The sequence below is a fragment of the Amycolatopsis vastitatis genome (genome assembly GCF_002234595.1).
GTDB classification, from domain to species: Bacteria; Actinomycetota; Actinomycetes; order Mycobacteriales; family Pseudonocardiaceae; genus Amycolatopsis; species Amycolatopsis vastitatis.
This window is the reverse complement of sequence record NZ_NMUL01000009.1, coordinates 251,479-274,680: the sequence shown is the minus strand read 5'-3', so window position 1 is coordinate 274,680 and position 23,202 is coordinate 251,479. Positions and strand designations below refer to the sequence as shown.

The window sequence follows — 23,202 nt, the reverse complement described above, 5'->3', positions numbered from 1 at the left end:
GCAGACACGGTCAGCGGCGCCGCAAGCGACGAACCCGCCCCTCCGCCGGGTCGAACGTGACCCGGCGCAACGGCGCGGCGACCAGCAGCACGACCACCATCGCCGACAGCGCGGCCAGCACCATCGCGGCGACGAACTGGGCGTCGCCGGAGGTCGCCGTGCCGAGGACCGCGTACCCGGCGAGCACCAGGGCCGGTGGCGCCAGCAGGCCGGTCAGCACCGGCACCGGCGGCACCCGGTCACCGTCGGGGCGGCGGGCGGACACCACCGCCGCCCCGGCGCAGGTGACCGCCGCGACCAGCAAGCAGCCGCCGACGGTGTCGCTCAACCGGTGCCAGCCCAGCGCCACGGCCGCGGCCGAGACCCAGGCGACGCCGAACCCGCCCACGACCAGGGTGGCCCGGCGGAACCGGCGGGGCAGGACGATCGCGAGCGCCACCAGCACGGCCATCGCCGCGCTGACGTGCCCGCTCGGGAAGCTGTTGTGGCTCGCGACGCCGAGCCGGTCGTCGGTGCTCGGGCGGTCCAGGACGTACAGCTTGAGCAGCTGCGCCACCACCAGGGGCGCGGCGAGCAGGACCAGGGCCGTGACGCCGAGGGCGAACCGCCGCCGCACCAGGGAAATCACCACGAGCAGCACCGCGACGCCGCCGAGCACCACCACCAGGTCGGTCTCTCGCAGCGGCGCCGCCCAGTCCGCCGTCGTCCCCGTCGACTGGGCGCTGCGGACGACCCCGTTCTCGACGCCGCGTCCGGCCTCGGTGCGGACGAAGAGCAGGTAGGCCACGACGAAGGCGAGGGCGAATCCGGCCGCGCCCGCGGCCAGCACCGCCGTGCGGGACACGGACCGGGTCGCGAGCGCGTGGCGGCCGGCCGGCGGGGTCGCGGGCCGGACGCCGGTGATGATCACTGCCATGTCTTCGAGTCTGGAGCGGGCATTTCGAGATCCCGTCAGCGCGATGTCATGGTTTTGCTACAAGATCCGGCCGAGTCGCCACGACGTGCGCTTTTCCGAATAATGGCGCCGTGGCCGAGGTACTGGTGGTGGAAGACGACGCGGCGGTGCGGGAAGGCCTGCAGCTGGCCCTGCGCCGGCAGGGACACGTGGTGCGCACCGCGGAATCGGGCGAGCTCGGCATCGAGGCGCTCGTGCACCACCGGCCCGACATCGTCGTGCTCGACCTGATGCTGCCCGGCATGGACGGCTTCGAGACCTGCCGCCGGATGCGGACGGCGGGCCCCATCCCGATCATCATGCTCACCGCGCGCAGCGACGACTTCGACGTCGTCGCCGGGCTCGAAGCGGGCGCGGACGACTACGTCGCCAAGCCGGTCGAGCCGCGGGTCCTGGACGCGCGGATCCGGGCGGTGCTGCGGCGGGCGGCCGTCGAGCGCCCGGGTGAGCCGCCGGAGCCCGCGGAACGGCACGGCGACCTGGTGATCGACCGGGCCGCGCTCGAGGTGACCAAGCGCGGCGCGCCGGTGTCGCTGACCCCGACCGAGCTGAAGCTGCTGCTGGAGCTCTCGCGCACGCCCGGGCAGGTGTACAGCCGCCAGCAGATCCTCTCGGCGGTGTGGGACCACGACTACCTCGGGGACTCCCGGCTCGTCGACGCCTGCGTGCAGCGGCTCCGCGCGAAGATCGAGGACGTGCCGGCGAAGCCGGAACACGTCCAGACGGTCCGGGGGTTCGGCTACCGGTTCGGCCGGTCGTGAACCAGCGGATCCTGTCGTGGCTGGCCGGGCTGCGCCCCCGGCTGGTCGCCGCGTTCGCGGTGATCATGATCGTCGGCGCCACCGCCGCGGCGGGCGCGAGCTACGTCTCCGCGCGCCGGGCCATCCTCGAAGGCATCCAGGACCAGACGATGCTGAAGCTGCGCGACCAGATCTCCGCATACCTGCCGACCGTTTCGCTGCCGCCGACCGCGGGCACGATCGACGCGTTCGCGTCGGCGCTCAAGCCCAGCAACGCGCTCGTCGTCTACCACGACCTGCACTCGTCGTCGAGCTTGTCGCTCGACGCCGTGCCCGCCGAGCTGCGCCACGTGGTGGCCACCAGCACGCACATCCAGTTCCAGCGCGTCGACGCGCACGGCTTCCCCCAGTTCTTCGTCGGTGTCCCGGTGCAGACCGCCGCCGGCGACCCGAGCGGCCTCGAGATCTACGCGATGGTGCCCCTCGACGAACAGCAGGACGCGATCGACGCGCTGGCCCGCAACGCCTGGCTGTACTCCGCACTCGCTTTGCCGTTCGCGGTCGCCGTGGCGCTGCTGGCGGCCAGGCAGGTGCTGCGGCCGGTGCGCGCGCTGAACACCGCGGCCAGCCAGCTCGGCCGCGGACGGCTGGACGTGCGGCTGCGCGTGAAGGGGTCCGACGAGCTCGCGCAGCTGGTCACGACGTTCAACAACACCGCCGCGGAGCTGGAACGCACGGTCGGCACGCTCCGGTCGATGGAGGCCGACGCACGGCGGTTCGTCGCCGACGTCTCGCACGAGCTGCGGACCCCCCTGGCCGCGATGAACGCCGTCACCGACGTCCTCGACGAGGACGCGGAACAGCTGCCGCCGGACACCGCGGTCGCGGCGCGGCTGGTGTCGGCCGAAACCCGGCGGCTGACCCGGCTCGTGCAGGACCTGATCGAGATCTCCCGGTTCGACGCCGGGCGGGCGGAGCTGCGGCGGGAGGAGCTGGACGTCGCCGCGGCGATCACCGACAGCCTCGCCGCGCGGGGCTGGGAGGCCGGTGCCGACCTGGTCGCCGACCTGCCGCCCGGGATCGGCGCCCGGCTCGACCGGCGGCGGCTCGACATCGTCGTGGCGAACCTGGTCGGCAACGCGCTGCGCCACGGCGCGCCACCGGTCGAGGTGGTGCTGCGCGAAGCGGGCGGTGCCGTCGTGCTCACCGTCACCGACCACGGGCCGGGCATCCCGGACAACGTGCTGCCGCGCGTCTTCGACCGCTTCACGAAGGCCGACACCGCACGGGCACGGTCCGAGGGCAGCGGCCTCGGACTGTCCATCGCGCGGGAGAACGCGCGGCTGCACGGCGGCGACATCGTCGCGGGCAACACCGGCACCGGCGCCCGGTTCGAGCTGCGCCTGCCCCGGGAGGTGCGGTGAAGAAACTCCTCGTCCTGGCGGTGGTGCTCCTGGCGAGTGCCTGCGGGGTCAAACCGACGCCGGTGGTGCCGGCCGGCCCGGCGCCGACGCTGCGCAGCCCGGCGAGCGACGGGCGCGGCACCGACGTGATCCTCTACTTCGTCCTCGACGGCCGGGTGGCGCCGGTGGCGCGCCCGGCCGACGGCGTGGTGACCGTCGAGGCGGCGCTGACGATGCTGCTGGACGGACCGAGCCTCGGCGAAAAGTCCGACGGGTACACGACGATGCTCTCGCGGCGGACCGGCCCGATCACCGTGGCCCCCGGCCGGCCGGCGACGATCAGCTTCCCGTTCCCGCTGCGGCCGATCACCGGCGCCGGGATCAACCAGCTGACCTGCACCGCGTTCGCGGCACTGGCGGCACAGGGGGGATACGCCGTCGACGGCACCGTCGCCCTCGTCGGGCCGGACGTCCAGCTGCCGTACCAGACGTGCCAGGCATGACGGCCGGGCTTCATGTCGACATGGCGCCACGGGCCGGACCGTCCATTCCGGACTTCAAGCTCCCTTGAAGTCGAGCACGCGGCTGTGGTTGGCTGTCGGCCATGGTGAACGCCACGGCCCGGCCGCTGCCCGAGCTGACGGTGGGCGAGCTCTCCCGGCGCAGCGGAGTGCCCGCCTCGGCCCTGCGGTTCTACGAAGACGAAGGGCTCATCCACAGCCGCCGCACCGCGGGCAACCAGCGGCGCTACCGCCGTGACACGCTGCGGCGGGTGACGTTCGTCCGGATGTCCCAGCGGGTCGGCATGCCGCTGTCGAAGATCCGGGAAGTGCTCGCCCTGCTGCCCGACGACCGCACGCCCAACCGCGCCGACTGGGCCCGGATCTCCCAGTGCTGGCAGGAAGACCTGAACACGCGGATCCGCCGGCTGGAACAGCTGCGCGACCAGCTGGACGACTGCGTCGGCTGCGGCTGCATGTCGCTGGCGAAGTGCCGGCTGGCCAACCCGGGCGACCGGCTCGGCGCCGACGGCCCGGGTCCGCGGCGGCTCGCCGACCACCGCGGCGAGGGCTGCGAAGACTGCTGAGCTACCGGCTTTCCAGCAGGCCGCGGACGTACATCGCCTGGCCGGCGTGCTGGATGTCGTCGTCGAGGACGCTGATCAGGCGCACGCCCAGCGACACCGGCGGGTCCCAGGCCTTGTCGACGATCCGGTCGAGCGCGTCGGCCTCGAGGCCCGCGACGAACCGGAGGGTCTGCTCGTGCACGGCGTCGTAGTAGCCGGTGAGCAGGTCCGGCCCGTCGACGCGGACCGCCTCGACGTCGGCCGGGCGGTGGCCGTAGCCGGTGTCGGCCGCCGGGAACGGGAGGCCGAACCGGGAAAGCCAGTCCTGCCCGGTCCACACCTGTTCGGTGCCCGCCACGTCGGCGACGTGGTCGTCCTGGACCCGGGTCAGGTGCCAGACCAGCCAGGCGATCGAGTTGGCCTCGTCGCCCGGCCGGGTCCGGAGCTGCTCGGCGGAGAGTCCTTCCACCGCCGCGTGCACTGTGCCCTGGACCCGGCCGAACCCGTCGGCGAGCAGATCGGCCACGTTCATTCGGCTGCCTCCCGTTGCTGACGCCGTCCCCCGGCGTGCTACCCGATCATGCCCGCCGGCAAACGGCGCCCGCTACCGCGGCAGCAGCTGGTCGAAGAAGGAGCGGTAGCGCCGGAGCGCGATCCGCAGTTCCTCGGTGGCCGGTTCGCCTTGCTGCCACTGGGCTTCCAGCTCGCTCTTGTGCTCGGCGAACGTGGTGGCCAGTGCGCTGATCACGCCGGCGACCAGTTCGTCGGCCTGCTGGACGGCCTGCTTCGGGTCGTCCACGAAGCCGGTCTGGACGTTCTGCCAGCGGTCGCGGAAGCCGGTGATCTTCTCCTCGTCGATCAGCGCCGGCGTCTCGACGTCGTCGCCCGACCGGGCGGGAGTCTCCACGTCGCCGCCCGAACCGGCAGGCGTTTCCACGTCGCCGCCCGAAGAGGCGGGCGTTTCCACGTCCCCACCCGATTCGGCGGGCGTCTCGACGTCCCCGCCGGAATCGGTGGTGTCGTGCCGCCCGGCCGACGCGGAAGCCAGGTCGGCGGTGCTCAGGTTCTGGTCGTCGTCGCGGTCGTCGCCGGTGCCCGGCTCGCGGAAGTCGGCCCGCTCCTGACCGGGGACTTCGGCGTCGTCCCGCTCGTGGAAGCCCTCACGCGGGGTGAGGTCCTCGTCGTTTTCGGTGCTGTGCCGCGTCAGGTGGTCGGTCATGGTCAGCGTCCTCCGTTCCGTTCGGTCCGCGACTGCGCGGACGTCTCGCGCTCGTCGGTGTCGCGCCGCTCGGCCCGGTCGTGGTCGTGGCCGTTGCGGCGGTCGTGGTGGTCGTGGCTGTCGTCGTGGCGCTGCTCGTCGGCGCCGTCCGTCAGCAGGTCCTCGATGACGGTGCGGTAGCGCACCATCGCGTCGCGCAGGTCCTCAGTGGACGCTCCGTCACGCTTCTGCTGCGTCGTGTGCGCGGCGCGGTAGTGCTCGAGGGTCTTGGCGTGCCGCACGGAAAGGTCCGCGACCTGCTGCTCGTAGCCTTCGGTCGGGTAACCGCGTTCGGCCATCAGCGAGACGAGGACGCGGTCGGCTTCGGCGACCGCGTCGGCCGGCTGGTCGACGAAATTCTCCTGCACCTGCGCCCACTGCTGGGTGTAGCGCTCACGCGCCGACGCCGAGAGCGGACGGATGTCGAGCTCCTTGTGCCGGCGCTCCCGCTCGGCGAGTTCGCGTTGCGCGGCACGGGGGCTGTCCTTCTCCGCGACCGTGCGGTCGTACTCCGGGCCGAACCGCTGCTGTAGCCGTTTTCGTTGCATCTCCTGCGTCACCAGCCAGATCACGGCGCCGAGCACCGCGACGGCCACGACGACGATCAAGACGATCAGCCATGTGGGCATCGCACAAACTCCTTCAAGGATGTCGGCCCCCCGATGCGTCCGGTGTTCCCGAATTCCACGTTCCGAAACCGGCTGGCACGCCGCTGACCTCGCGATTCGGCCGACCGGCGGCGTCGATACCGCCGGATGCCGTGCCCCGGGAAGGGGAGGTAACGACGGAAACACACTCCCGCTAGCGTTGTTACCGAACCCGTGCTATCGTCGATACAGAAAGAACGAAGCGGCGATACGCTGCGCTGCGATCGCCGCCCGACCGGAAGAAGGAACCGATGAGCACCACCACCCGTGTCGCGATCGTCACCGGCGGCTCCCGCGGCATCGGCCGCCAGGTCGCCGAGCGCCTGGCTGCCGACGGCATGGCGGTCGTCGTCAACTACGCGGGCAACGAGAAGGAGGCCGACGCTGCCGTCGAAGCCATCACCGCGCGCGGGGGCCAGGCGATCGCCGTCCGCGCCGACGTAGCCGACCCGGCCGCGGTCGCGGAGCTGTTCGACACCGCGGAGCGCACCTACGGCGGCGTGGACGTCGTCGCCCACCTGGCCGGCGTGATGAACCCGCCGACGCCGATCGCCGACACCGACTTCGACGTCCTGGACCGCGTGCACCGCACCAACATCCGCGGCACGTTCGCGGTGGCCCAGCAGGCCGCGCGCCGGGTGCGCGAGGGCGGCGCCGTGATCACGACGTCGACGTCGGTCATCGGTCTGAACCTGCCCGGCTACGGCATCTACAACGCGACCAAGGGCGCGGTCGAGGCGATCACCATGATCCTGGCCCGCGAGCTGCGCGGCCGTGACATCACGGTGAACACCGTCGCGCCCGGCCCGACCGCGACCGCGCTGTTCCTCGACGGCAAGGACGAGGAGACCATCACCCGGATGGCCAAGCAACCGCCGCTCGAGCGGCTCGGCAAGCCGGAGGACATCGCCGAGGTCGTCGCGTTCCTCGCCGGCCCGGCGCGCTGGGTGAACGGCCAGGTGCTGCGCGCCAACGGCGGCATCGTCTGACAAACCCGCCCACTACCAGGGGAACAAACCATGATCATCGTCGTCACCGGCGCCTCCAGCGGGATCGGCGCCCTCTCCGCCCGGGCGCTGGCCCACGCCGGGCACACCGTCTACGCGGGCATGCGCGAAACCGCCGGCCGCAACGCGCCCCAGGTCGAAGCCGCCACCGCGTACGCCCGCGAGCACGGCGTCGACCTGCGCACGGTCGAGCTGGACGTCTCCAGCCAGGAGTCGGCGGACGCCGCGATCGGCTCGATCGCCGCCGCGCACGGCCGGCTCGACGTCGTCGTGCACAACGCCGGGCACATGGCGCTCGGCCCGGCCGAGGCGTTCACGCCGGAGCAGCTCGCGCAGCTGTACGACACGAACGCGATCGGCACCCAGCGCGTCAACCGCGCCGCGCTGCCGCACCTGCGCGCCCAGCGCGACGGGCTGCTGGTGTGGGTGTCGAGCAGCAGCGTCCGCGGCGGCACGCCGCCCTACCTGGCGCCGTACTTCGCGGCGAAGGCGGCGATGGACAGCCTCGCGGTCAGCTACGCCGCCGAGCTCGCCCGGTTCGGCATCGACACCACGATCGTCGTACCCGGGGCGTTCACCGCGGGCACCAACCACTTCCCGCACGCGGGGCACCCGGCCGACGAGGCCGTGGCCGAAGCCTACGAAGAGCGGTACGCGGGCCTGAGCGACCACGTCGGGCGCAAGCTGGCTGAGATCACCCCGCCCGGCGCGAACGTCGCGAAGGTGGCCGAAGAGCTGGCGCGCGTGGTCGGCCTGCCGAAGGGCGAGCGGCCGTTCCGGGTGCACATCGACCCCGCCGACGACGGCGGCTCGCTGGTCGCGGAGGTCGGCGACCGGATCCGGCGCGAGTTCCTGCGCCGGATCGACCTGGCCGATCTGCTCAGCCCGGCCGCCGGCTGAACCGGCTGACGATGACGTGGTCCTTCGCCGGCCCGCGCACCACCCACTCCTGCCGCCACCGCGCGGCGCCGGTCACGCGGTACTCCCCGCGGTAGTGGTCGGCGCGGCAGGGGTGGTCCGCCGTCCAGCGGCCTTCACGCAGGTCGAGGTCGTGGAAGAAGCCACCGTGGTCGAAGTGCACCGACGCGCGGCCCGGCCCCGCCGGGCGGTAGTGCAGGGTCCGGGTGACCGGCCCGGTGTGGCCGCCGAGCCGCAGCTCGCCTTCCTCGTGGTAGACGAGCACTCCGCCGGTCTCGGTGAAGGTGGCGACGCCGGTGACCTCGCCCGCCGGATCGCCGTCCGCGGTGAGGATTTCCCGGTCCAAGCGCCATTCGCCGCCGAAATACGCGGGAAGATCGGGAACCGGCCAGTACTCCACCCCGTCAGTCTGCCATCCGCGGCGGGCCGGACCGGAACTGTCGGACCCCCGCTCTATAGTCGGGCGGGTGGCAGAGACCGACCTCGCACCCGCGTCCGACGCGCTGGAAACCCTCCGGCGCGTGTTCGGCTACGACAGCTTCCGCGGCGACCAGGCGGCGATCGTCGAGCACGTGATCGCCGGCGGCGACGCGCTCGTGCTGATGCCCACCGGCGGCGGGAAGTCGTTGTGCTACCAGATTCCCGCGCTGGTGCGGCCCGGCGTCGGCGTGGTGGTGTCGCCGCTGATCGCCCTGATGCAGGACCAGGTCGACGCCCTGCGCAACGCCGGTGTCCGCGCCGGGTTCCTCAACTCCACCCAGGACTACGCGGCGCGGCAGGAGGTCGAGTCGGCGTTCCTGAACGGCGAGCTCGACCTGCTCTACCTGGCGCCGGAACGGCTTTCGGTCGAATCGACCGTGCGGTTGCTCGACCGCGGCAAGATTTCGCTGTTCGCGATCGACGAAGCACACTGCGTCGCCCAGTGGGGCCACGACTTCCGGCCCGACTACCTGCAGCTGTCGGCCCTGCACGAGCGCTGGCCGGACGTGCCGCGGATCGCGCTGACCGCCACCGCGACCGAGGCCACGCACAAGGAGATCGCGGCGCGGCTGAATCTGGACGAGGCCCGGCACTTCGTCGCGAGCTTCGACCGGCCGAACATCCAGTACCGGATCGTCGGCAAGAACTCGCCGCAGCGGCAGCTGCTGGAGCTGCTGCGCACCGAGCACCAAGGTGACGCGGGGATCGTCTACTGCCTGTCCCGGAACTCGGTCGAGAAGACCGCGGAGTTCCTGGTGCAGAACGGAATCCCGGCGGTGCCCTACCACGCGGGGCTCGACGCGCGCACGCGCGCGAAGCACCAGTCGAGGTTCCTGCGCGAGGACGGGCTGATCGTCGTCGCGACGATCGCCTTCGGGATGGGCATCGACAAGCCGGACGTCCGGTTCGTCGCGCACCTCGACCTGCCGAAGTCGGTCGAGGGCTACTACCAGGAGACCGGCCGGGCGGGCCGCGACGGCCTGCCGTCCACCGCGTGGCTCGCGTACGGCCTGCAGGACGTCGTCCAGCAGCGCAAGATGATCGACACGTCCGAGGGCGACGATGCGCACCGGCGGCGGCTGGGCGCGCACCTGAACGCGATGCTCGCGCTGTGCGAGACGGTCGAATGCCGCCGGGTGCAGATCCTCAACTACTTCGGACAGAAGGCCGAGCCGTGCGGCAACTGCGACACGTGCCTGAGCCCGCCGGAGAAGTGGGACGGCACGATCCCGGCGCAGAAGCTGCTGTCTACGGTCGTGCGGCTGCGCAACGAACGGCGGCAGAAGTTCGGCGCCGGGCAGACCATCGACATCCTGCTCGGCAAGTCCACGCCCAAGGTCACGCAGTTCCAGCACGACACGCTCAAGACGTTCGGCATCGGCACGGAGCTGGCCGAGCCGGAGTGGCGGGCGGTGGTGCGGCAGCTGCTCGCCCAGGGCCTGCTCGAGGTCGAAGGCGACTACGGCTCGCTGGTGCTCACCGAAGGCAGCGCGGAGGTGCTGAGCGGCGACCGTCAGGTGATGCTGCGCCGCGAGCCCGAGCGGGCGCCCGCCGCGAAGGTCCGCAGTGCCAGGAAGACAGTCCCCGCCGCGGACATGCCCGCGGAGGCGGCCCCGCTGTTCGAACGTCTGCGTGCCTGGCGGGCCGGCGTCGCGAAGGAGCAGGGCGTACCCGCCTACGTCATCTTCCACGACGCGACCCTGCGCCAGATCGCCACGCAACGGCCGTCGTCGCTGGCGGATCTGGGCACGGTCAGCGGTGTCGGCGAGAACAAGCTCGCCAAGTACGGTGAGGGGGTCCTCGAGGTCCTGACCGCCAAGTGAGCTACCGGCCGGCGGCCGCCGGCCCCGCGGGTCCCGGCTGGCCCGGCTGCCCGGTCACCGAGTTGACCTTGCGGACGGCGCCGGCGATCTGTTCGTGGTACTTGCCCTTGGTCTTGTCGTCGACGAACTTCGCGGCCTTGCCGACGGCCTGGTTCACCTTTTCGGGGTTCTTCTTGGCGTAGGCGCGGGCCGCCCCGGCGGCGCCGGCCAGCACGGTCAGCTTCTTCATCAAAGCCACGGTGGTCCTCCCTCATCGGTTCCGGTCATCCTGACAACGCGGACGAACCACCCGGAGGTTCCCCGTGTGACGAGGCCCAAAACCTCGGCGAGGAGCGTACCGGCCCGGAGACCCACCGTGACCGGTCCCGAAAATGCCGCGCGGAGCCGCGCCGCGCGGCTCTAGGCTCGCGATCATGCGTGACCTGACCGCCCTGCCGAAGGCCCACCTGCACGTCCACCTGGAGAGCACCATCCGGCCGGGCACCCTTCGCGAACTGGGCGAAGCCAACGGCGTCGACGTCCCCGGCGAGCCGCCGGTGTTCGACGGCTTCCGCGCCTTCGCGGACTTCAACGCGCTCGTCCGGTCCTGCCTCCAGCGGCCCGAGGACTTCGAACGGATCGCCCGCGAGTACTGCGAAGACGAACTCGCCCAGGGCACGCGCTACGCGGAAGTCACGTTCACGGCGGCGTCGCACGGAGAACGGCTGGGCGACCTCGAAATGCCACTCGAATCCGTCCTTAAAGGACTGTCCACGACCGATCTCGGGTGGCGGCTGCTGCTCGACCACTCCCGTCGCCGCCCGGTCGAACGCGCCGAGCGCACCCTGGACCTCGCGTTGAAGTACGACGAAGTCTTCGCGATCGGCATGGCGGGCGAAGAGAACCACTCGCTCCGGCCATTCGCGACAGTCTTCGAGAAGGCCCGCGCCGGCGGGCTGCACCTGCTGCACCACACCGGCGAGGACGCCGGACCGGACAGCATCCGCGAGGCCCTCCGCGTGGGCCGCACCGAACGCCTCGGGCACGGCATCCGCGTCCTCGACGACCCGGCGCTCGTCGCCGAGGTCCGCGACCGGGGTCTCGCGCTGGAGGTGTGCCCGTCCTCCAACGTGACGCTCGGGCTGGTGCCCTCCCTGCCCGAGCACCCGCTCCCCCGCCTGCGCGACGCGGGCCTGACCGTCACGCTCAACACCGACGTCCCCTCGGTCACCGGCGCGAACCTCGCCGAGGAGTACGCCCGCGTCCGGGACGCCTTCGGCTACGACGACGCCACGATGGCGGACTTCGCCCGCGCGAGCGTCACGGCGTCCTTCGCGCCCGAAGCGACCAAGAAGGCCATGCTGCGAGACATCGACGCGTGGCTCACACCGGCAGCAGCCGGGTGACCAGCGTGCCGAGCTGGTGCACCGTGCGGCACTCGTGCATCTCGACGACCTCGGCGTACTCCAGCGCCGCCGAGTCCCCGGTGGACCACAGCGACCGGCGCTCGGGGTTCAGCCAGTAGACGTGCCGGGCGCGGGCCTTGATCTCGCGGACCGCGTCCAGGTTCGGGTCGCCGCCGTTGGTGCGGGCGTCGCCGAGGATCAGCACCGACGTCCGCGGGCCGACCGCGTCGAGCCAGTTCGCGGTGAACTGGCGCAGCGAGCCGCCGTAGTCGCTGTGGCCGTCCCAGCGCACCAGCGCCGCTTCGGACAGCATGCGCGCGCCCAGGTGCTCGGGGTCGGCCGCGCCGGTGGTCACCAGGTGGGTGACCTCGTCGGTGCTGTCGACGAAGGCGAACACGCGGATCTTGCTGAACTGGTCCCGCAGCGCCTGCACCAGCAGCATGGTGAAGTTCGCGAACCCCGCCACGGACCCGGAAAGGTCGCACAGCAGCACGATCTCCGGCCGCCCGGGACGGCGGTGGCGGTAGGCCGGGCGCAGCGGCACCCCGCCCGTCGACAACGACCGCCGCAGCGTGCGGCGCAGGTCGATCTGTCCCCGCGTCATCCGGCGGCGCCGCGCGGCCAGCCGCGTCGCCAGCTTCCGGGACAACGGCTGGATCGTGCGCCGCAGCTCGGCGAGCTGGTTCCGGCTCGCGATGAGGAAGTCGACGCGGTCCGGCGCGGGGGCGATGGCGTGCTTGGCGACGCGCTCGCGGCCGCGGACCTCGGCCGCGCGGCGGCGCGCCTCGGTGCGGACCTGCCCGCGGAACCCTTCGACGCGGCGGCGGATCTCGTCGCGGTCGAGCCGGTCGGTGAACTCCCCGCGGGCGCCGCCGCCGCGGACCGCGGCCAGCACCCGCGCGATCAGGGTCTGCGGCTGGAGCCGTTCCAGGGTCTGGTGGGCGGAGAAGCCGCCGCCCGGTCCGGACGCCGAGCCGTACTGGCCCAGCATGTCGACGGCCAGCCCGGCTAGCTGCGACAGGGCCTGCTGGTCGCCGTCGGCGAGCGCGGCGGCCAGCTCTTCCCGCAGCTCCTCCAGCGTCGACGGCCGGTCCTCGCGCGCTCGCTCGGGCGCGCCGATCCCCGCCGGGAAGTACAGGTCGAACGCGGCGTCGAACACCGCGCGCTGCCCGCCGCGGCGGACCAGGGCCGCGGCCAGCCCCTCACGGACGAGCGAGCGGTCGTCGAGGCCGAGCACCTCCAGCGCCGCGGCGGCGTCCACCGTTTCGGCGGGACCCGCCGGGATGCCCTGGTCCCGCAGCGCCTTGACGAACGCCGCGAGCCGCTCGGGCACGCCGGTCACGACGCGTCCAGGACCTGTTCGAGCTTCAGGCCGGCACCGGCCTTGGCGATGTCGTCCTGGTGCTTGAGCACGACACCGAGGCTGTCCCGCACCACCTGCTCGTCCAGCGTCGACGCGCCGAGTGCGAGCAGGGTGCGCGCCCAGTCGATGGTCTCCGCGACCGACGGCAGCTTGCGCAGGTCCATCGCGCGCAGGGCGGCGATCACCCGGACCACCGAGTCGGCGAGCGCGGCGTCGATGCCGGGGACCTTGAGCCGGACGATGTCGCGTTCGAGGTCCTCGTCGGGGAAGTCGATGTGCAGGAACAGGCACCGGCGGCGCAGCGCCTCGGACAGCTCGCGCGTGGCGTTGGAGGTCAGCAGGGCGAACGGCGGGCGTGTAGCGGTGATCGTGCCGAGCTCGGGCACGGTGACCTGGAAGTCACCGAGCACTTCCAGCAGCAGGCCCTCGACCTCCATGTCGGCCTTGTCGGTCTCGTCGATCAGCAGCACGGTGGGCTCGTCCGACGAGATCGCCGTCAGCAGCGGGCGGCGGAGCAGGAACTCCTCGCCGAAGATGTCGGTGCGGGCGTGTTCCCACGTCTCGTCGCGGCCGGCGGTGATCCGCAGCAGTTGCTTCGCGTGGTTCCACTCGTAGAGCGCGCGGGCCTCGTCGATGCCCTCGTAGCACTGCAGGCGCACCAGCCGCGAGCCGCTGACCTGGGCGACGGCCTTGGCGAGCTCGGTCTTGCCGACCCCGGCGGGCCCTTCGACCAGCAACGGCTTGCCGAGCCGGTCGGCGAGGAACACCGTGGTCGCCACGGCGGTGGACGCCAGGTAGCCTGCCTCGGCCAGTTTCGCCGACACGTCGTCGACGGAGGTGAAGAATCCGGTGCCCACCCTGACCTCCTAAGCGGTCGCTCACCCGGAGCGTACCCGAAGAGCGGGCTAGCATCGGCCGCGTGACCTACGTTGCCGCTTCCGGCCGATACGACTCGATCCCCTACCGGCGCTGCGGGCGTTCCGGGCTCAAGCTGCCGGCGATCTCGCTCGGGCTGTGGCACAACTTCGGCCACGACCGCCCGCTGGAAACCCAGCGCGCCATCACCCGCCGGGCCTTCGACCTCGGCATTACCCACTTCGACCTGGCCAACAACTACGGTCCGCCCTACGGCTCGGCCGAGGAGAACTTCGGGCGGCTGCTGGCCGGCGACTTCAAGCCGTACCGCGACGAGCTGGTGATCTCCACCAAGGCCGGCTACGACATGTGGCCCGGCCCGTACGGCGAATGGGGCTCCCGCAAGTACCTGCTGTCCTCCCTGGACCAGTCGCTCGGCCGGCTGGGCCTGGACTACGTCGACATCTTCTATTCGCACCGCTTCGACCCCGAGACGCCGCTGGAGGAGACCGTCGGGGCGCTCGACAGCGCCGTCCGCGCCGGGAAGGCGCTCTACGTCGGGATTTCCTCGTACAACTCGGAACGGACCGCCGAGGCGGCCCGGCTCCTGCGGGAGCTCGGCACGCCGCTGCTGATCCACCAGCCGTCGTACTCGATGCTGAACCGCTGGATCGAGGAGGACGGCCTGCTCGACACGCTCGAAGCGGCGGGCGCGGGCTGCATCGCGTTCTCGCCGCTGGCGCAGGGGCTGCTGACGGACAAGTACCTGCACGGCGTCCCCGCGGATTCGCGCGCGGCGCAGGGCAAGTCCCTGGACCCGGGCACCCTCGACGAGAACCGGCTGGGCCGGGTCCGCGCGCTGAACGACATCGCCGCCCGCCGCGGGCAGTCGCTGGCGCAGCTGGCCTTGGCCTGGGCGTTGCGCGACCACCGGGTGACGTCGGTGCTGATCGGCGCGAGCAGCGTCAAGCAGCTGGAGGACAACGCCGGCGCGCTCGGCAACCTCGAGTTCTCCTCGGAGGAGCTGACCGAGATCGACGGCCACGCGACCGACGCGGACATCAACCTCTGGAAGCGTTCGTCCGACGGCTGAGGCCGGGCCCGCGGGGGCGCCCCCCGTTTCCACTTTACCGGTGGGCACCGACAGTTTCGGCGTCGCCGCCGCGGGCCTCCGTTTCGGCGTCGCCGCCTTGGGCCTCCGCCGACAGGTCCTGCCACTCCGCCCAGGTCGCGAGCCGGTCCGCGTAAGCCTGCTGGACCATCGGGTAGAAGCCCTTCCCGAAGAGCACCCGAAGGGGTGGGTTGGCCGCGTCGACGACCTTGAGCAGGGCCCGGGCGGCGGCGGCCGGGTCCCCTGCCGGCTGCTTGCCCGCGACCTCGGCGAGGCGGCGGAGTCCGTCGTAGACCGGGGTGGTCTCGGCGACGTGGCCGTTGGCCAGGGGATCCGGGTTCCTGCCGTCGCGGGTGGCGTAGCCGCCCGGCTCGATGATCGTGACCTTGACGCCGAAGTCCGCGACCTCCTTGGCCAAGGTTTCGTTCAGGGCTTCGATCGCCCACCTCGACGCCTGGTACGCGCCGCCGAGCGGCATCGCGATGATGCCCGCGGCCGACGACAGCTGGACGAAGTGGCCGGCGCCCTGTTCGCGCAGGACGGGCAGGGCGGCCTGGATGACCCACACCGGGCCGAACACGTTGGTCTCCGGCTGGTCGCGCAGCTCGGGCTCGGTCAGCTCTTCGATGGCGCCGATCTGCGCGTAGCCGGCGTTGTTCACGACGACGTCCAGCCGCCCGAAGTACTCGGCGGCCCGCTGCACGTTCTCGAAGACAGCCGCCTTGTCGGTCACGTCCAGCTCCAGCGGGAGCACCGCGTCGCCGTAGGTGGCGACGAGCGCGTCGAAGCTCTCCGTGGACCGCGCGGTGGCAGCCACGCGGTCGCCTCGGGACAGGGCGGCCTCGACGAAGCAGCGGCCCAAGCCGCGCGACGAACCCGTGACGAACCAGACCTTGCTCATGGTGTCTTCCGTTCTTTGCCTCGACATCCGATCGCCCACAGGACACCGGCGGCCGGACGCCCGTGACAACACGGCGTCGTGACGCCGATCACTCCAGTGCCGACGTTTGACCAAATTTCGTATTTGGTCATATGGTGGCGTCATGCGTCCTGCCGAAGACCGCGCCGAACGAGCCGAGCGCATCCTCGACGCGGCCGCCGAACTGCTCCTGCGCGCCGGGTACCGGCGGACGACGATCGAGGACGTCGCCGAGCGGGCGGACGTCGGCAAGGGCACCGTCTACCTGCATTGGAAGAACCGCGAAGAGCTGTTCCTCGCCGTCCTGCTCCGCGAGTCGGTCAGGGTGCTCGAAGACCTCGTGGCGATGATCGCGACCGACCCGCTCAGCGTGCGGCTTTCGCGCCTGACGGAGATCCAGTACACCAACGTGCTGGAGCGTCCGCTGCTGCGGGCCGGGTACGCCGACGACACCGAGACACTCGGCAAGCTGCTGCCGAAGCTGCACGGCAAACTCGACCCACGCCACGCGGAAGTCTTCGTCGAGTACCTGGAACTGCTGGCCGCCAACGACCTGCTCCGCACGGACCGGCCGGTCCGGGAGCTCGTCGTCGCCTTCCAGGCCGTGCTGCACGGGTTCCTCGGCCGCACTCCCCCGCCCGAGCCCGCCCTGATCGCCGACACGATCGCGCACGCCTTCGAGCCGCTCGCCGTGTCGACGAGGCAGCTGCGCGCCGTCGCACCCCGGGCGCTGGAGCTGTTCACCGAAGCCGTCGCGCTCGACCGCAAACAGCTCGAACGCGCGTACTGAAACCCTGGAGGACCCCATGCGCACCGGAATCCTGATCGACGAACTCGGCGTCGGCTTCGACGCCATCACGGCACAGGCCCGCGAAGCGGCGAAGCTCGGCTACGACACGTTGTGGGTGGCGCAGCGCGGCGGCTGGGACGCGCTCACGGCGCTGCCCGCGCTCGCCGCGGCCGCCCCCGGCGTCGGGCTGGGCACGTGCGTCGTGCCGACGTACTCGCGGCACCCGATCACCATGGCGGCGCAGGCCCTGACGGTCCAGGCGGCGGCCGGGGTGCCGGTCCACCTCGGCCTCGGGCTGAGCCACAAGTTCATCGTCGAGGGCGAGTTCGGCTACTCCTACGACCGCCCCCTCCGCCACCTGCGCGAGTACCTGCAGGCGCTGAACCCGTTGCTGCGCGGCGAAAAGGCGGATGTCCACGGCGAGTCGCTGACGGCCGCGGGCGCGGTGAACGCGCCCGGCGCGGAGCGGCCCGCGGCGCTGGTCGGCTCGGTGAGCCCGCAGTCGATGCGGCTGGCAGGCGAGCTGGCCGACGGCGTGATCACGACCTTCGCCGGTCCGCGGGCGACCGCCGAGTTCGTGGTGCCGGCGCTGGGGAGCGCGTCCCGGGTGGTCTCCGGCCAGCTGATCTGCGTGACGTCCGAAGTGGACGAAGCACGGAAGCGGATCGATGAGCTGTACGGCGGGGCGGGGAACGTCCCGGCCTACCGGGCGATCCTCGACCGCGAGGGTCACGAGCGGGTTTCGGACAGCGCGATCGTCGGCGACGAGGAAACCGTGCGGCGCCGGGTGAAGTCCCTCGAGGACGCGGGGGCGACGGAACTGCTGGTCATGCCGGTCGGTTCGGCGGAGGAGCAGGCCCGCACCCGCGAACTGCTGGCCGCGTGAACCGCCTCTGGGTGGACGACCTGCGCCCGGCCCCGGACGGCTGGACGTGGGCGAAGTCGAGCGCGGAGGCGATCGAGATGCTCGACGCCGGCGAGTTCGCCGCGATCTCCTTCGACCACGACCTCGGCGGCGACGACACCACCCGCCCGGTGGTGCTTTGGCTGTGCGAGAACGATCGTTGGCCGCCCGAGGTGCGCGTCCACACGGCGAACCCGGTCGGCCGCGAATGGCTGACCGGAATGGCGCGGCGGTACGGGCCCGGCGTGCGCTAGCGCGGCGCCGGCAGGTGGGTCGCCTCCGGGAACAGGTTCAGCGCCCGCAGCGCCGCGCCCAGCTCGGCGATGTCGGCCGGGTCGGTCAGCGAGCGGCCCAGCTCGTCGGCGATCCGCTTCAGCCGGTGGCGGATCGTGTTGGGGTGGCAGAACATCCGCTCGGACGTCAGTTTCGTCGAACCCTGGCAGTCGAACCACGCACGCAGCGTCAGCAGCAGCACGTTCCGGTCGTCGCCGGGCAGGTCCAGGACAGGCTGCAGCACGTGGTGCGCCAGCTGCACCGACGCCTCGGGGGCGCTGGCGACCAGCCCGGCCAGCGGTGACTCCGTGAACTGCACCAGGCCCGGCGTCCCCGGCGTCATGCTCGACAGCGCCACCCGCGCCAGGTGCAGGGCACGCGCGGTGTTGCCGAGGCCGGTGAACACCGGGCTCATCCCGACCCGGCCGACCGGGTGCTCGCGGACCAGGTCCACGATCGCCTTCGACGCGCGCGGGTCGCGCAAGGACACGACGCCCACCTGCAGGTCCGGCGTGAGCCGCCACGCCGACGCGTGCTGCGCCGAGCGCAGCCGGGCCTCGATCTGCGGCAGCGGTTCCTGGCCCAGCCGCGGGGTTTCCGCCGCGACGACGACGAACGTGCCGTCCAGGGACAGGTCGAGCACGCGGGCGATGTCCCAGAGCGTCCCCTCGGTCGCGGCGCCACCCGCGAACAGCGCCTCCACCAGCGCCGAGCGCCGGTTCTGGTGCGCCACCATGACTTCGGCGGTCGTGTCGCGGTAGGACGTCGTGAGGGCTTCGGCGAGGTCGTCGATGAGGGCCCAGATCGCCGTGGTCGCGGCGACCAGGCCGGCGAGGTCCTGGTCACGAGCGGTCAGCTCGACGAACCGGTGCCAGACCTCGGTGAGCCCGATCCGGTAGGCCCGCAGCAGCTCCGGCAGCGGCGCGCCCTGCAGGGCCCTGGCCCGGCCGGTCGCGCGGGCCTGCGACAGGTCCGGGACGTCCGAGCCGCGCAGCGTGCGCATCACGTGGTCGAGGTTGGCGCGCACCGAGTTCCGCAGCTCCGCGTGCGTGACGAACCGCGCGTCGGCGTAGACCGGCATTTCGGCGCGGATCTGCCGCACGGTGCTCTCGACGAGTTCCGGCAGCTTCCGTTCGACCTCGGCGGCGAGGACGGCGACGCGCGGCGCGAGCCCGTCGGACAGAAGCACCTGGTAGTGCATGGCGGCCTCCGGTCCCCGGCCTCTTCGTCGAGACCCGGACCGACAGCTAACCCGAACGGTGCCACCACGTTCGGGTGAACTTGTTACAGGAACCGCGAATGCGGAGGTTCTTTTGTGGAACCTCCGCATCCGCGTCAGGCCATCTTGGCGGCCGCGCTCTTGATCGCCTCCCGGATCCGGAAGTAGGTGCCGCAGCGGCACACGTTCTGGATGGCGTCGATGTCCGCGTCCGTCGGGTTCTTCGTCTTCTTCAGCAGCGCGACCGCCGCCATGATCTGCCCGGGCTGGCAGTACCCGCACTGCGCGACGTCCTGTTCGAGCCAGGCCTCCTGGACCGGGTGCAGCTCGTCGCCGTCCGCCAGCCCCTCGATCGTGGTGACCTCGCGCCCGGCGCACTCCGACACCGGCGTGACGCAGGGGTTGAACGCCTCGCCGTCGAGGTGGCTGGTGCAGGCCTTGCAGACGTTGATGCCGCAGCCGTACTTCGGTCCGCGGACCTTGAGCTTGTCGCGCAGCGCCCACAGCATCGGCAGGTCGGCGGGCGCGTCGACGGTGACGGTCTTCCCGTTCACCACGAAGGTGTAGTTCGGCACGTGGGGACTCCTGTCAGCGCGGGAACGGGTCGAAGTCGACCGGGAAGGTGATCGGGAAGCTGCGCGGCTTGATGCCGGTGGCCCTGGCGTAGGCGTTGGCGATCGCGCCGACCGGCGCGGGCAGGCCGAGCTCGCCGGCGCCGCCGATGTCGGCGCCGTCGGCCGGCATGACGTGCACCGTGACGTCCGTCGGCGAGTTCTTCTGCCGCGCGTAGTGGAACTGCGAGTAGCTGCCCTCCAGCGGCAGGCCCTTGTCGATGTGCAGGCCCGCGGTCAGCGTCGTCGAGATCGCGTCGGTCAGGCCGCCGAGCATCTGCGCCTCGATGCCGCGCGGGTTCACCGGCTTGCCGACGTCGACCGCGATGGTCGCCTTGGTGACGCGCGGGTGCTTCGGGTCGCGCGCGTCCACCTCCACCAGGCAAGCGGTGTAGGACTTGTACTCGCCGTGCACCGCGATCCCCTGCGCGAACCCGGCCGGCATCTTCTTGCCCCACTCGCCGAGCTCGGCGACCTTGTCGAGCACCGCGCGCTGCCGCGGCTCCTTGATGAACTCGCGCCGGAACCGGTAGGGATCCTTCCCCAGCTTGGCGGCGATCTCGTCGACCATGATCTCTTCGGCGCCACGGGTGTTCGCCGAGTAGACCGAGCGCCACGCCGAGGTGTGGAACTTCAGCGGCACCTCGTTCAGCAGCTGCGTGGTGACGCCGAAGTTGTACGGCGACTTCACGGTCAGCAGGAACACCGTCTGCGCGAAGCTCAGGTTGCCGCCGACGGGCAGCTTCGCCGCGTACGCGGTGAGAATCTCGCCGAGGCCGTGGCTCCAGTCGGTTTCGACACTGGCGACCCGGTGCTCGAACGTCAGCACCTGCCCGAGCGCGAAGGTCGCGCGGATCCGGTGGAAGCTCGCCGCGCGCCCGCGGCCGTGGCGCATGTCGTCGATCCGGCTCCACATGAGCCGGACGGGCTTCTTCATCGCCTTCGAAATGTGCGCGGCTTCGAGGGCCGCGTCGAAGAACAGCCGCCGCCCGAAGGACCCGCCGCCCTGCTGGACGTGCACGGTGACCTTGTTCTCCGGCAGGCCCAGCTCCTGCGCGATGGTCTGCTTCGCGACGATCGGCGACTTCAGCCCGGCCCAGATGGTCGCGCTGTCCTCGCGGACGTCGGCCACCGCGGAGTTCGACTCCATCGGCGCGTGGCTGACGAAGGCGAAGTCGAACTCGCCGTCGACGTGCTGCGTCAGCAACGGCGGCACCACGAACGGCAGCGCGGCGCCCCGCAGCTTCTTCTTGATCGTCTCGTCGTCTTCGCCGTCGACCGTGCCGGGACCCCACGTGACGTCGAGGGCGTTCTTGCCGTCGAGGGCCTGGCCGAACGTCTCGGCCATCACCGCGACCCCGGTCGGCACGACGGCGATGTCGATGATCCCGGGCATCGCGCGAACCGCGGCCTCGTTGCCGACCTTCCGAACGGTGCCGTTGATGGTGGGCGGACGCCGCACCATCACCGGGTTCGCGCCGGGGACGTCGAGGTCGAGGGTGTAGACCTGCTCGCCGGTGACCATCGCGCGGGCGTCCTTGCGCGAGGTCGGCGTGCCGACCAGGGTTTGCGCGGACTCGGCTTTCGGCGCGATCGCCCCGGTCGTCAGGCCGGTCCGCGCCGCCGGCCCGGCGAGGTCGCCGTAGGACGCGTTGCGGCCGTCCGGCGCCCACACCGCACCGTCGCGTGTGGACAGCCGGGAAGCATCGGTCCCCCACTGCGCCCCGGCCGCGGCGACCATCCGGGCGCGCGCGGTCGCCGCGGTGGCGCGGACCGGGTCGTACAGCGAGCGCATCGTGTTGGAGCCGCCGGTGAGCTGGTTGAACAGCAGCTCGGTGCGCGCGTCCGAGAGCACGACGTCGACCTTGTCCAGCGGCAGGTCCAGCTCTTCGGCGACGAGCATCGCGGTCGCCGTCGTGATGCCCTGGCCGACCTCGGCGCGCGGCAGCTGCAACCGGGCCCGGCCGTCTCCGGTGATCTCCAGGACGAGCATCCCGGCGGTCGGCGCGCACGACAGTGTCAGGACGTCGCCGAGGTCGAGGATCTCCGCGGGCTGCGGCAGGGTGGGGACGACGGCCTCGGCGCGGCTCGGGGCCACCGCGTCGGCGGTGAGTTTCGTGGCGACGGTGAGCGTCGGCGCGGCGACCAGGTAGGTCAGGAAGCGGCGGCGGCCGACCTGCCCGGGCTCGGCGGGTTCGGAGGTGGGACGGGCCATCGGGAATCCCTTGCTGGCTGGTGGCGGGGTGCGCGCCACGCTAAGGAGCCCTTGACACGTCGTCAACGCGGCGTAGTCGAGTTCGCCCATTCCTGTGACGAGATGACACCGGAAGCCGCCGAAAGTGTGCGCCGCCACAGTGCCGGATGGCGTAGTGCGCTGGTTCAGCCGGCGTCGGAGCCGCGTTCACGGCGGGCTTCGAGCAGGTCTTCGTGGGCGCGGGCGACGACGACTCGCCGTGTAGGGCGTTATACGTCGGTGCCTACGACTTCGGCGGCGAGCTGGTCAAGCAGCCGATCGACGTGCCGGGGCTGACGATGATGCACGATTTCGCGCTCACGGCGGGCCACGCCGTCTTCTACGACCTGCCGGTGGTCGTCGACCGGGCGTCGGTCTGCCAGGTCCCCGCGGGCTTCCACGGGAACTGGCTGCCGGACGCCTGAGGGCTCAGGCGAACTTCGTCTTCGGCCGCTCCTGCCGGACGCCGTCGAGGTAGACGTCCACCTTCTCGTCGAGGAACGCGACCAGCCCGGCGACGCGGGTGCTCTCCGGCAGGGGCGTCGGGTAGCTCCAGGCGAGGTCCTCGTGCCCGGCCACGTCGAAGTGCTCGGCGGCGCCCTTGTAGGGGCAGTGGGTCACCACGTCGATCTTTTCCAGCAGGTCCATCCGGACGTCGACGCGGGGCAGGTAGTAGCGCGTCGGCAGGCCGGTCTCGAACAGCAGGTGCGGGCGGACGGTGTCGGCGACGGTCACGCCGTCGACCTCGACCCGCACGTGGCGCGAGCTCGGCAGGATGTCGACGCGGACGCCGGGGTCGCGCGGGTGCGTGAAGATCTGTTCGTCCTCTTCGAACCAGTCGAACGCGGCGAACTCGAACCGGACGTGGTCCCGGAGCTGCTCGATCGGCGAATCCGGGTACTCCAGCGCGCCGTCCACCGCCTCGGCTCCGCCACCCTTTATCGTCGACAGAACAGCTTCTCCGCGGCTGGGCGAGTGCGACGTCCGGCCGGAGGGGGTGAGAACGCCGCTCACGACGTCCGCGCGCGGGATGTAGTACGTGGGGTAGTACGGAACTTCCCACACCAGGAGGGGGTGCACCGTGTCCGCGACAACCTGCCCGCCGAGGAACACGCGTACCCGCTTCGCGCCTTGTGCCACGCGGACCCGGCCGCGTACCGGAGTGCTCATGCCCGGGTCAACGGGGTCCGGAGCGGGCGTATTCCGGCGGAACCCGGGCCGGGGCGGCTAGCGTGGCAGGCA

General features: G+C 71.8%; 26 protein-coding genes. 13 read left to right on the top strand and 13 right to left on the bottom strand.

Translation table 11 applies throughout. The features are described 5' to 3' along the window. Positions 1-10: 10 nt before the first annotated feature. Entirely contained in the window at positions 11-916 is a 906-nt protein-coding gene (locus CF165_RS12360; RefSeq protein WP_439098499.1) for a phosphatase PAP2 family protein, read from the bottom strand. A gap of 110 nt (positions 917-1,026) precedes the next feature. On the opposite strand from CF165_RS12360, the gene CF165_RS12355 reads away from it, so the two are divergent. From CF165_RS12355 to soxR, 4 genes are all read left to right on the top strand, one after another. Next, complete coding sequence (locus CF165_RS12355; RefSeq protein WP_093947613.1) at positions 1,027-1,716, top strand: response regulator; 690 nt, start codon at positions 1,027-1,029, stop codon at positions 1,714-1,716. 65 nt (positions 1,717-1,781) lie between these two features. Beyond that, on the top strand, positions 1,782-3,119 hold the full coding sequence (locus CF165_RS12350; protein WP_439098502.1) for an ATP-binding protein: 1,338 nt from the start codon (positions 1,782-1,784) through the stop codon (positions 3,117-3,119). Further along, positions 3,116-3,601 carry a hypothetical protein gene (locus tag CF165_RS12345; protein ID WP_093947611.1) on the top strand — a complete coding sequence of 162 codons (486 nt, stop codon included), beginning with the start codon at positions 3,116-3,118 and terminating at the stop codon, positions 3,599-3,601. Before CF165_RS12350 ends, CF165_RS12345 begins: the two co-directional genes overlap by 4 nt. Before the next feature lie 101 nt (positions 3,602-3,702). Next, complete coding sequence (gene soxR, locus CF165_RS12340; protein WP_167441423.1) at positions 3,703-4,185, top strand: redox-sensitive transcriptional activator SoxR; 483 nt, start codon at positions 3,703-3,705, stop codon at positions 4,183-4,185. Between the two features lies 1 nt (position 4,186). Here soxR and CF165_RS12335 read toward each other — a convergent pair whose 3' ends face one another. The 3 genes from CF165_RS12335 to CF165_RS12325 all read right to left on the bottom strand — a co-directional run bounded on the left by CF165_RS12335 (position 4,187) and on the right by CF165_RS12325 (position 6,051). Beyond that, complete coding sequence (locus CF165_RS12335; RefSeq protein WP_093947609.1) at positions 4,187-4,696, bottom strand: mycothiol transferase; 510 nt, start codon at positions 4,694-4,696, stop codon at positions 4,187-4,189. Positions 4,697-4,768: 72 nt separating this feature from the next. Next, entirely contained in the window at positions 4,769-5,383 is a 615-nt protein-coding gene (locus CF165_RS12330; RefSeq protein ID WP_093947608.1) for a hypothetical protein, read from the bottom strand. Between the two features lie 2 nt (positions 5,384-5,385). Beyond that, positions 5,386-6,051 carry a hypothetical protein gene (locus tag CF165_RS12325; protein WP_093947607.1) on the bottom strand — a complete coding sequence of 222 codons (666 nt, stop codon included), beginning with the start codon at positions 6,049-6,051 and terminating at the stop codon, positions 5,386-5,388. 269 nt (positions 6,052-6,320) lie between these two features. Here CF165_RS12325 and CF165_RS12320 point away from each other — a divergent pair, with 269 nt between their 5' ends. Both CF165_RS12320 and CF165_RS12315 read left to right on the top strand, forming a co-directional pair. Beyond that, positions 6,321-7,058 (top strand): SDR family oxidoreductase, encoded by a 738-nt coding sequence (locus tag CF165_RS12320; RefSeq protein ID WP_093947606.1) that lies wholly within the window; start codon positions 6,321-6,323, stop codon positions 7,056-7,058. A gap of 30 nt (positions 7,059-7,088) precedes the next feature. Then, positions 7,089-7,976: an SDR family oxidoreductase gene (locus tag CF165_RS12315; RefSeq protein WP_093947605.1), complete on the top strand. Its 888-nt coding sequence runs from the start codon at positions 7,089-7,091 to the stop codon at positions 7,974-7,976. Here CF165_RS12315 and CF165_RS12310 read toward each other — a convergent pair. Beyond that, on the bottom strand, positions 7,957-8,394 hold the full coding sequence (locus CF165_RS12310) for a DUF6314 family protein (protein ID WP_093947604.1): 438 nt from the start codon (positions 8,392-8,394) through the stop codon (positions 7,957-7,959). The genes CF165_RS12315 and CF165_RS12310 overlap by 20 nt on opposite strands. Before the next feature lie 67 nt (positions 8,395-8,461). On the opposite strand from CF165_RS12310, the gene recQ reads away from it, so the two are divergent. Then, the gene (gene recQ, locus CF165_RS12305) at positions 8,462-10,297 is read left to right on the top strand and encodes a DNA helicase RecQ (RefSeq protein ID WP_093947603.1); all 1,836 of its coding nucleotides are present in this window, start codon (positions 8,462-8,464) and stop codon (positions 10,295-10,297) included. 1 nt (position 10,298) lies between these two features. Here recQ and CF165_RS12300 read toward each other — a convergent pair whose 3' ends face one another. Next, the gene (locus tag CF165_RS12300; RefSeq protein WP_439098498.1) at positions 10,299-10,526 is read right to left on the bottom strand and encodes an antitoxin; all 228 of its coding nucleotides are present in this window, start codon (positions 10,524-10,526) and stop codon (positions 10,299-10,301) included. 184 nt (positions 10,527-10,710) lie between these two features. Between CF165_RS12300 and add the strand changes: the two genes are divergently transcribed. After that, positions 10,711-11,682 (top strand): adenosine deaminase, encoded by a 972-nt coding sequence (gene add, locus CF165_RS12295; protein WP_093947601.1) that lies wholly within the window; start codon positions 10,711-10,713, stop codon positions 11,680-11,682. Here add and CF165_RS12290 read toward each other — a convergent pair. Continuing rightward, complete coding sequence (locus tag CF165_RS12290) at positions 11,660-13,024, bottom strand: vWA domain-containing protein (protein WP_093947600.1); 1,365 nt, start codon at positions 13,022-13,024, stop codon at positions 11,660-11,662. The two genes, add and CF165_RS12290, sit on opposite strands and share 23 nt — an antisense overlap. Further along, the gene (locus tag CF165_RS12285; protein ID WP_093947599.1) at positions 13,021-13,902 is read right to left on the bottom strand and encodes an AAA family ATPase; all 882 of its coding nucleotides are present in this window, start codon (positions 13,900-13,902) and stop codon (positions 13,021-13,023) included. The genes CF165_RS12290 and CF165_RS12285 overlap by 4 nt, the downstream gene beginning before the upstream one ends. Positions 13,903-13,964: 62 nt before the next feature. Here CF165_RS12285 and mgrA point away from each other — a divergent pair, with 62 nt between their 5' ends. Continuing rightward, positions 13,965-14,993 (top strand): L-glyceraldehyde 3-phosphate reductase, encoded by a 1,029-nt coding sequence (gene mgrA / locus CF165_RS12280; RefSeq protein ID WP_093947598.1) that lies wholly within the window; start codon positions 13,965-13,967, stop codon positions 14,991-14,993. A gap of 34 nt (positions 14,994-15,027) precedes the next feature. Here mgrA and CF165_RS12275 read toward each other — a convergent pair whose 3' ends face one another. Then, positions 15,028-15,912, bottom strand: a complete 885-nt coding sequence (locus tag CF165_RS12275) for an SDR family NAD(P)-dependent oxidoreductase (RefSeq protein WP_093947597.1) — start codon at positions 15,910-15,912, stop codon at positions 15,028-15,030. Positions 15,913-16,054: 142 nt separating this feature from the next. On the opposite strand from CF165_RS12275, the gene CF165_RS12270 reads away from it, so the two are divergent. The 3 genes from CF165_RS12270 to CF165_RS12260 are packed head-to-tail and all read left to right on the top strand — an operon-like array spanning position 16,055 to position 17,878. After that, on the top strand, positions 16,055-16,720 hold the full coding sequence (locus tag CF165_RS12270; RefSeq protein WP_093947596.1) for a TetR/AcrR family transcriptional regulator: 666 nt from the start codon (positions 16,055-16,057) through the stop codon (positions 16,718-16,720). 16 nt (positions 16,721-16,736) lie between these two features. Beyond that, a complete protein-coding gene (locus tag CF165_RS12265; protein ID WP_205660833.1) occupies positions 16,737-17,606 on the top strand; it encodes a TIGR03564 family F420-dependent LLM class oxidoreductase in 870 nt (289 codons plus the stop codon). Continuing rightward, entirely contained in the window at positions 17,603-17,878 is a 276-nt protein-coding gene (locus CF165_RS12260) for a cyclic-phosphate processing receiver domain-containing protein (protein WP_093947594.1), read from the top strand. The genes CF165_RS12265 and CF165_RS12260 overlap by 4 nt, the downstream gene beginning before the upstream one ends. Here CF165_RS12260 and CF165_RS12255 read toward each other — a convergent pair. From CF165_RS12255 to CF165_RS12245, 3 genes are all read right to left on the bottom strand, one after another. Next, the gene (locus tag CF165_RS12255; protein WP_093947593.1) at positions 17,875-19,098 is read right to left on the bottom strand and encodes a PucR family transcriptional regulator; all 1,224 of its coding nucleotides are present in this window, start codon (positions 19,096-19,098) and stop codon (positions 17,875-17,877) included. The genes CF165_RS12260 and CF165_RS12255 overlap by 4 nt on opposite strands. Positions 19,099-19,232: 134 nt before the next feature. Beyond that, entirely contained in the window at positions 19,233-19,691 is a 459-nt protein-coding gene (locus CF165_RS12250; RefSeq protein WP_003056009.1) for a (2Fe-2S)-binding protein, read from the bottom strand. Positions 19,692-19,704: 13 nt separating this feature from the next. Further along, positions 19,705-21,942: a xanthine dehydrogenase family protein molybdopterin-binding subunit gene (locus CF165_RS12245; protein ID WP_093947592.1), complete on the bottom strand. Its 2,238-nt coding sequence runs from the start codon at positions 21,940-21,942 to the stop codon at positions 19,705-19,707. Between the two features lie 212 nt (positions 21,943-22,154). On the opposite strand from CF165_RS12245, the gene CF165_RS52530 reads away from it, so the two are divergent. Next, positions 22,155-22,385: a carotenoid oxygenase family protein gene (locus CF165_RS52530; protein ID WP_093947591.1), complete on the top strand. Its 231-nt coding sequence runs from the start codon at positions 22,155-22,157 to the stop codon at positions 22,383-22,385. A 4-nt stretch (positions 22,386-22,389) separates the two neighbouring features. On the opposite strand, the gene CF165_RS12235 is transcribed toward CF165_RS52530, so the two are convergent. Next, positions 22,390-23,130 carry a DUF427 domain-containing protein gene (locus CF165_RS12235; protein ID WP_205660832.1) on the bottom strand — a complete coding sequence of 247 codons (741 nt, stop codon included), beginning with the start codon at positions 23,128-23,130 and terminating at the stop codon, positions 22,390-22,392. Positions 23,131-23,202 lie beyond the last annotated feature (72 nt).

Bases quoted from the DNA above. Each gene is read 5' to 3' on its own strand.
- CF165_RS12360 (WP_439098499.1), bottom strand. From the start codon at position 916: ATGGCAGTGATCATCACCGGCGTCCGGCCCGCGACCCCGCCGGCCGGC.
- CF165_RS12350 (WP_439098502.1), top strand. From the start codon at position 1,782: ATGATCGTCGGCGCCACCGCCGCGGCGGGCGCGAGCTACGTCTCCGCG.
- soxR (WP_167441423.1), top strand. From the start codon at position 3,703: ATGGTGAACGCCACGGCCCGGCCGCTGCCCGAGCTGACGGTGGGCGAG.
- CF165_RS12335 (WP_093947609.1), bottom strand. From the start codon at position 4,696: ATGAACGTGGCCGATCTGCTCGCCGACGGGTTCGGCCGGGTCCAGGGC.
- CF165_RS12330 (WP_093947608.1), bottom strand. From the start codon at position 5,383: ATGACCGACCACCTGACGCGGCACAGCACCGAAAACGACGAGGACCTC.
- CF165_RS12325 (WP_093947607.1), bottom strand. From the start codon at position 6,051: ATGCCCACATGGCTGATCGTCTTGATCGTCGTCGTGGCCGTCGCGGTG.
- CF165_RS12320 (WP_093947606.1), top strand. From the start codon at position 6,321: ATGAGCACCACCACCCGTGTCGCGATCGTCACCGGCGGCTCCCGCGGC.
- CF165_RS12315 (WP_093947605.1), top strand. From the start codon at position 7,089: ATGATCATCGTCGTCACCGGCGCCTCCAGCGGGATCGGCGCCCTCTCC.
- CF165_RS12300 (WP_439098498.1), bottom strand. From the start codon at position 10,526: ATGAAGAAGCTGACCGTGCTGGCCGGCGCCGCCGGGGCGGCCCGCGCC.
- add (WP_093947601.1), top strand. From the start codon at position 10,711: ATGCGTGACCTGACCGCCCTGCCGAAGGCCCACCTGCACGTCCACCTG.
- CF165_RS12275 (WP_093947597.1), bottom strand. From the start codon at position 15,912: ATGAGCAAGGTCTGGTTCGTCACGGGTTCGTCGCGCGGCTTGGGCCGC.
- CF165_RS12270 (WP_093947596.1), top strand. From the start codon at position 16,055: ATGCGTCCTGCCGAAGACCGCGCCGAACGAGCCGAGCGCATCCTCGAC.
- CF165_RS12265 (WP_205660833.1), top strand. From the start codon at position 16,737: ATGCGCACCGGAATCCTGATCGACGAACTCGGCGTCGGCTTCGACGCC.
- CF165_RS12255 (WP_093947593.1), bottom strand. From the start codon at position 19,098: ATGCACTACCAGGTGCTTCTGTCCGACGGGCTCGCGCCGCGCGTCGCC.
- CF165_RS12245 (WP_093947592.1), bottom strand. From the start codon at position 21,942: ATGGCCCGTCCCACCTCCGAACCCGCCGAGCCCGGGCAGGTCGGCCGC.
- CF165_RS12235 (WP_205660832.1), bottom strand. From the start codon at position 23,130: ATGAGCACTCCGGTACGCGGCCGGGTCCGCGTGGCACAAGGCGCGAAG.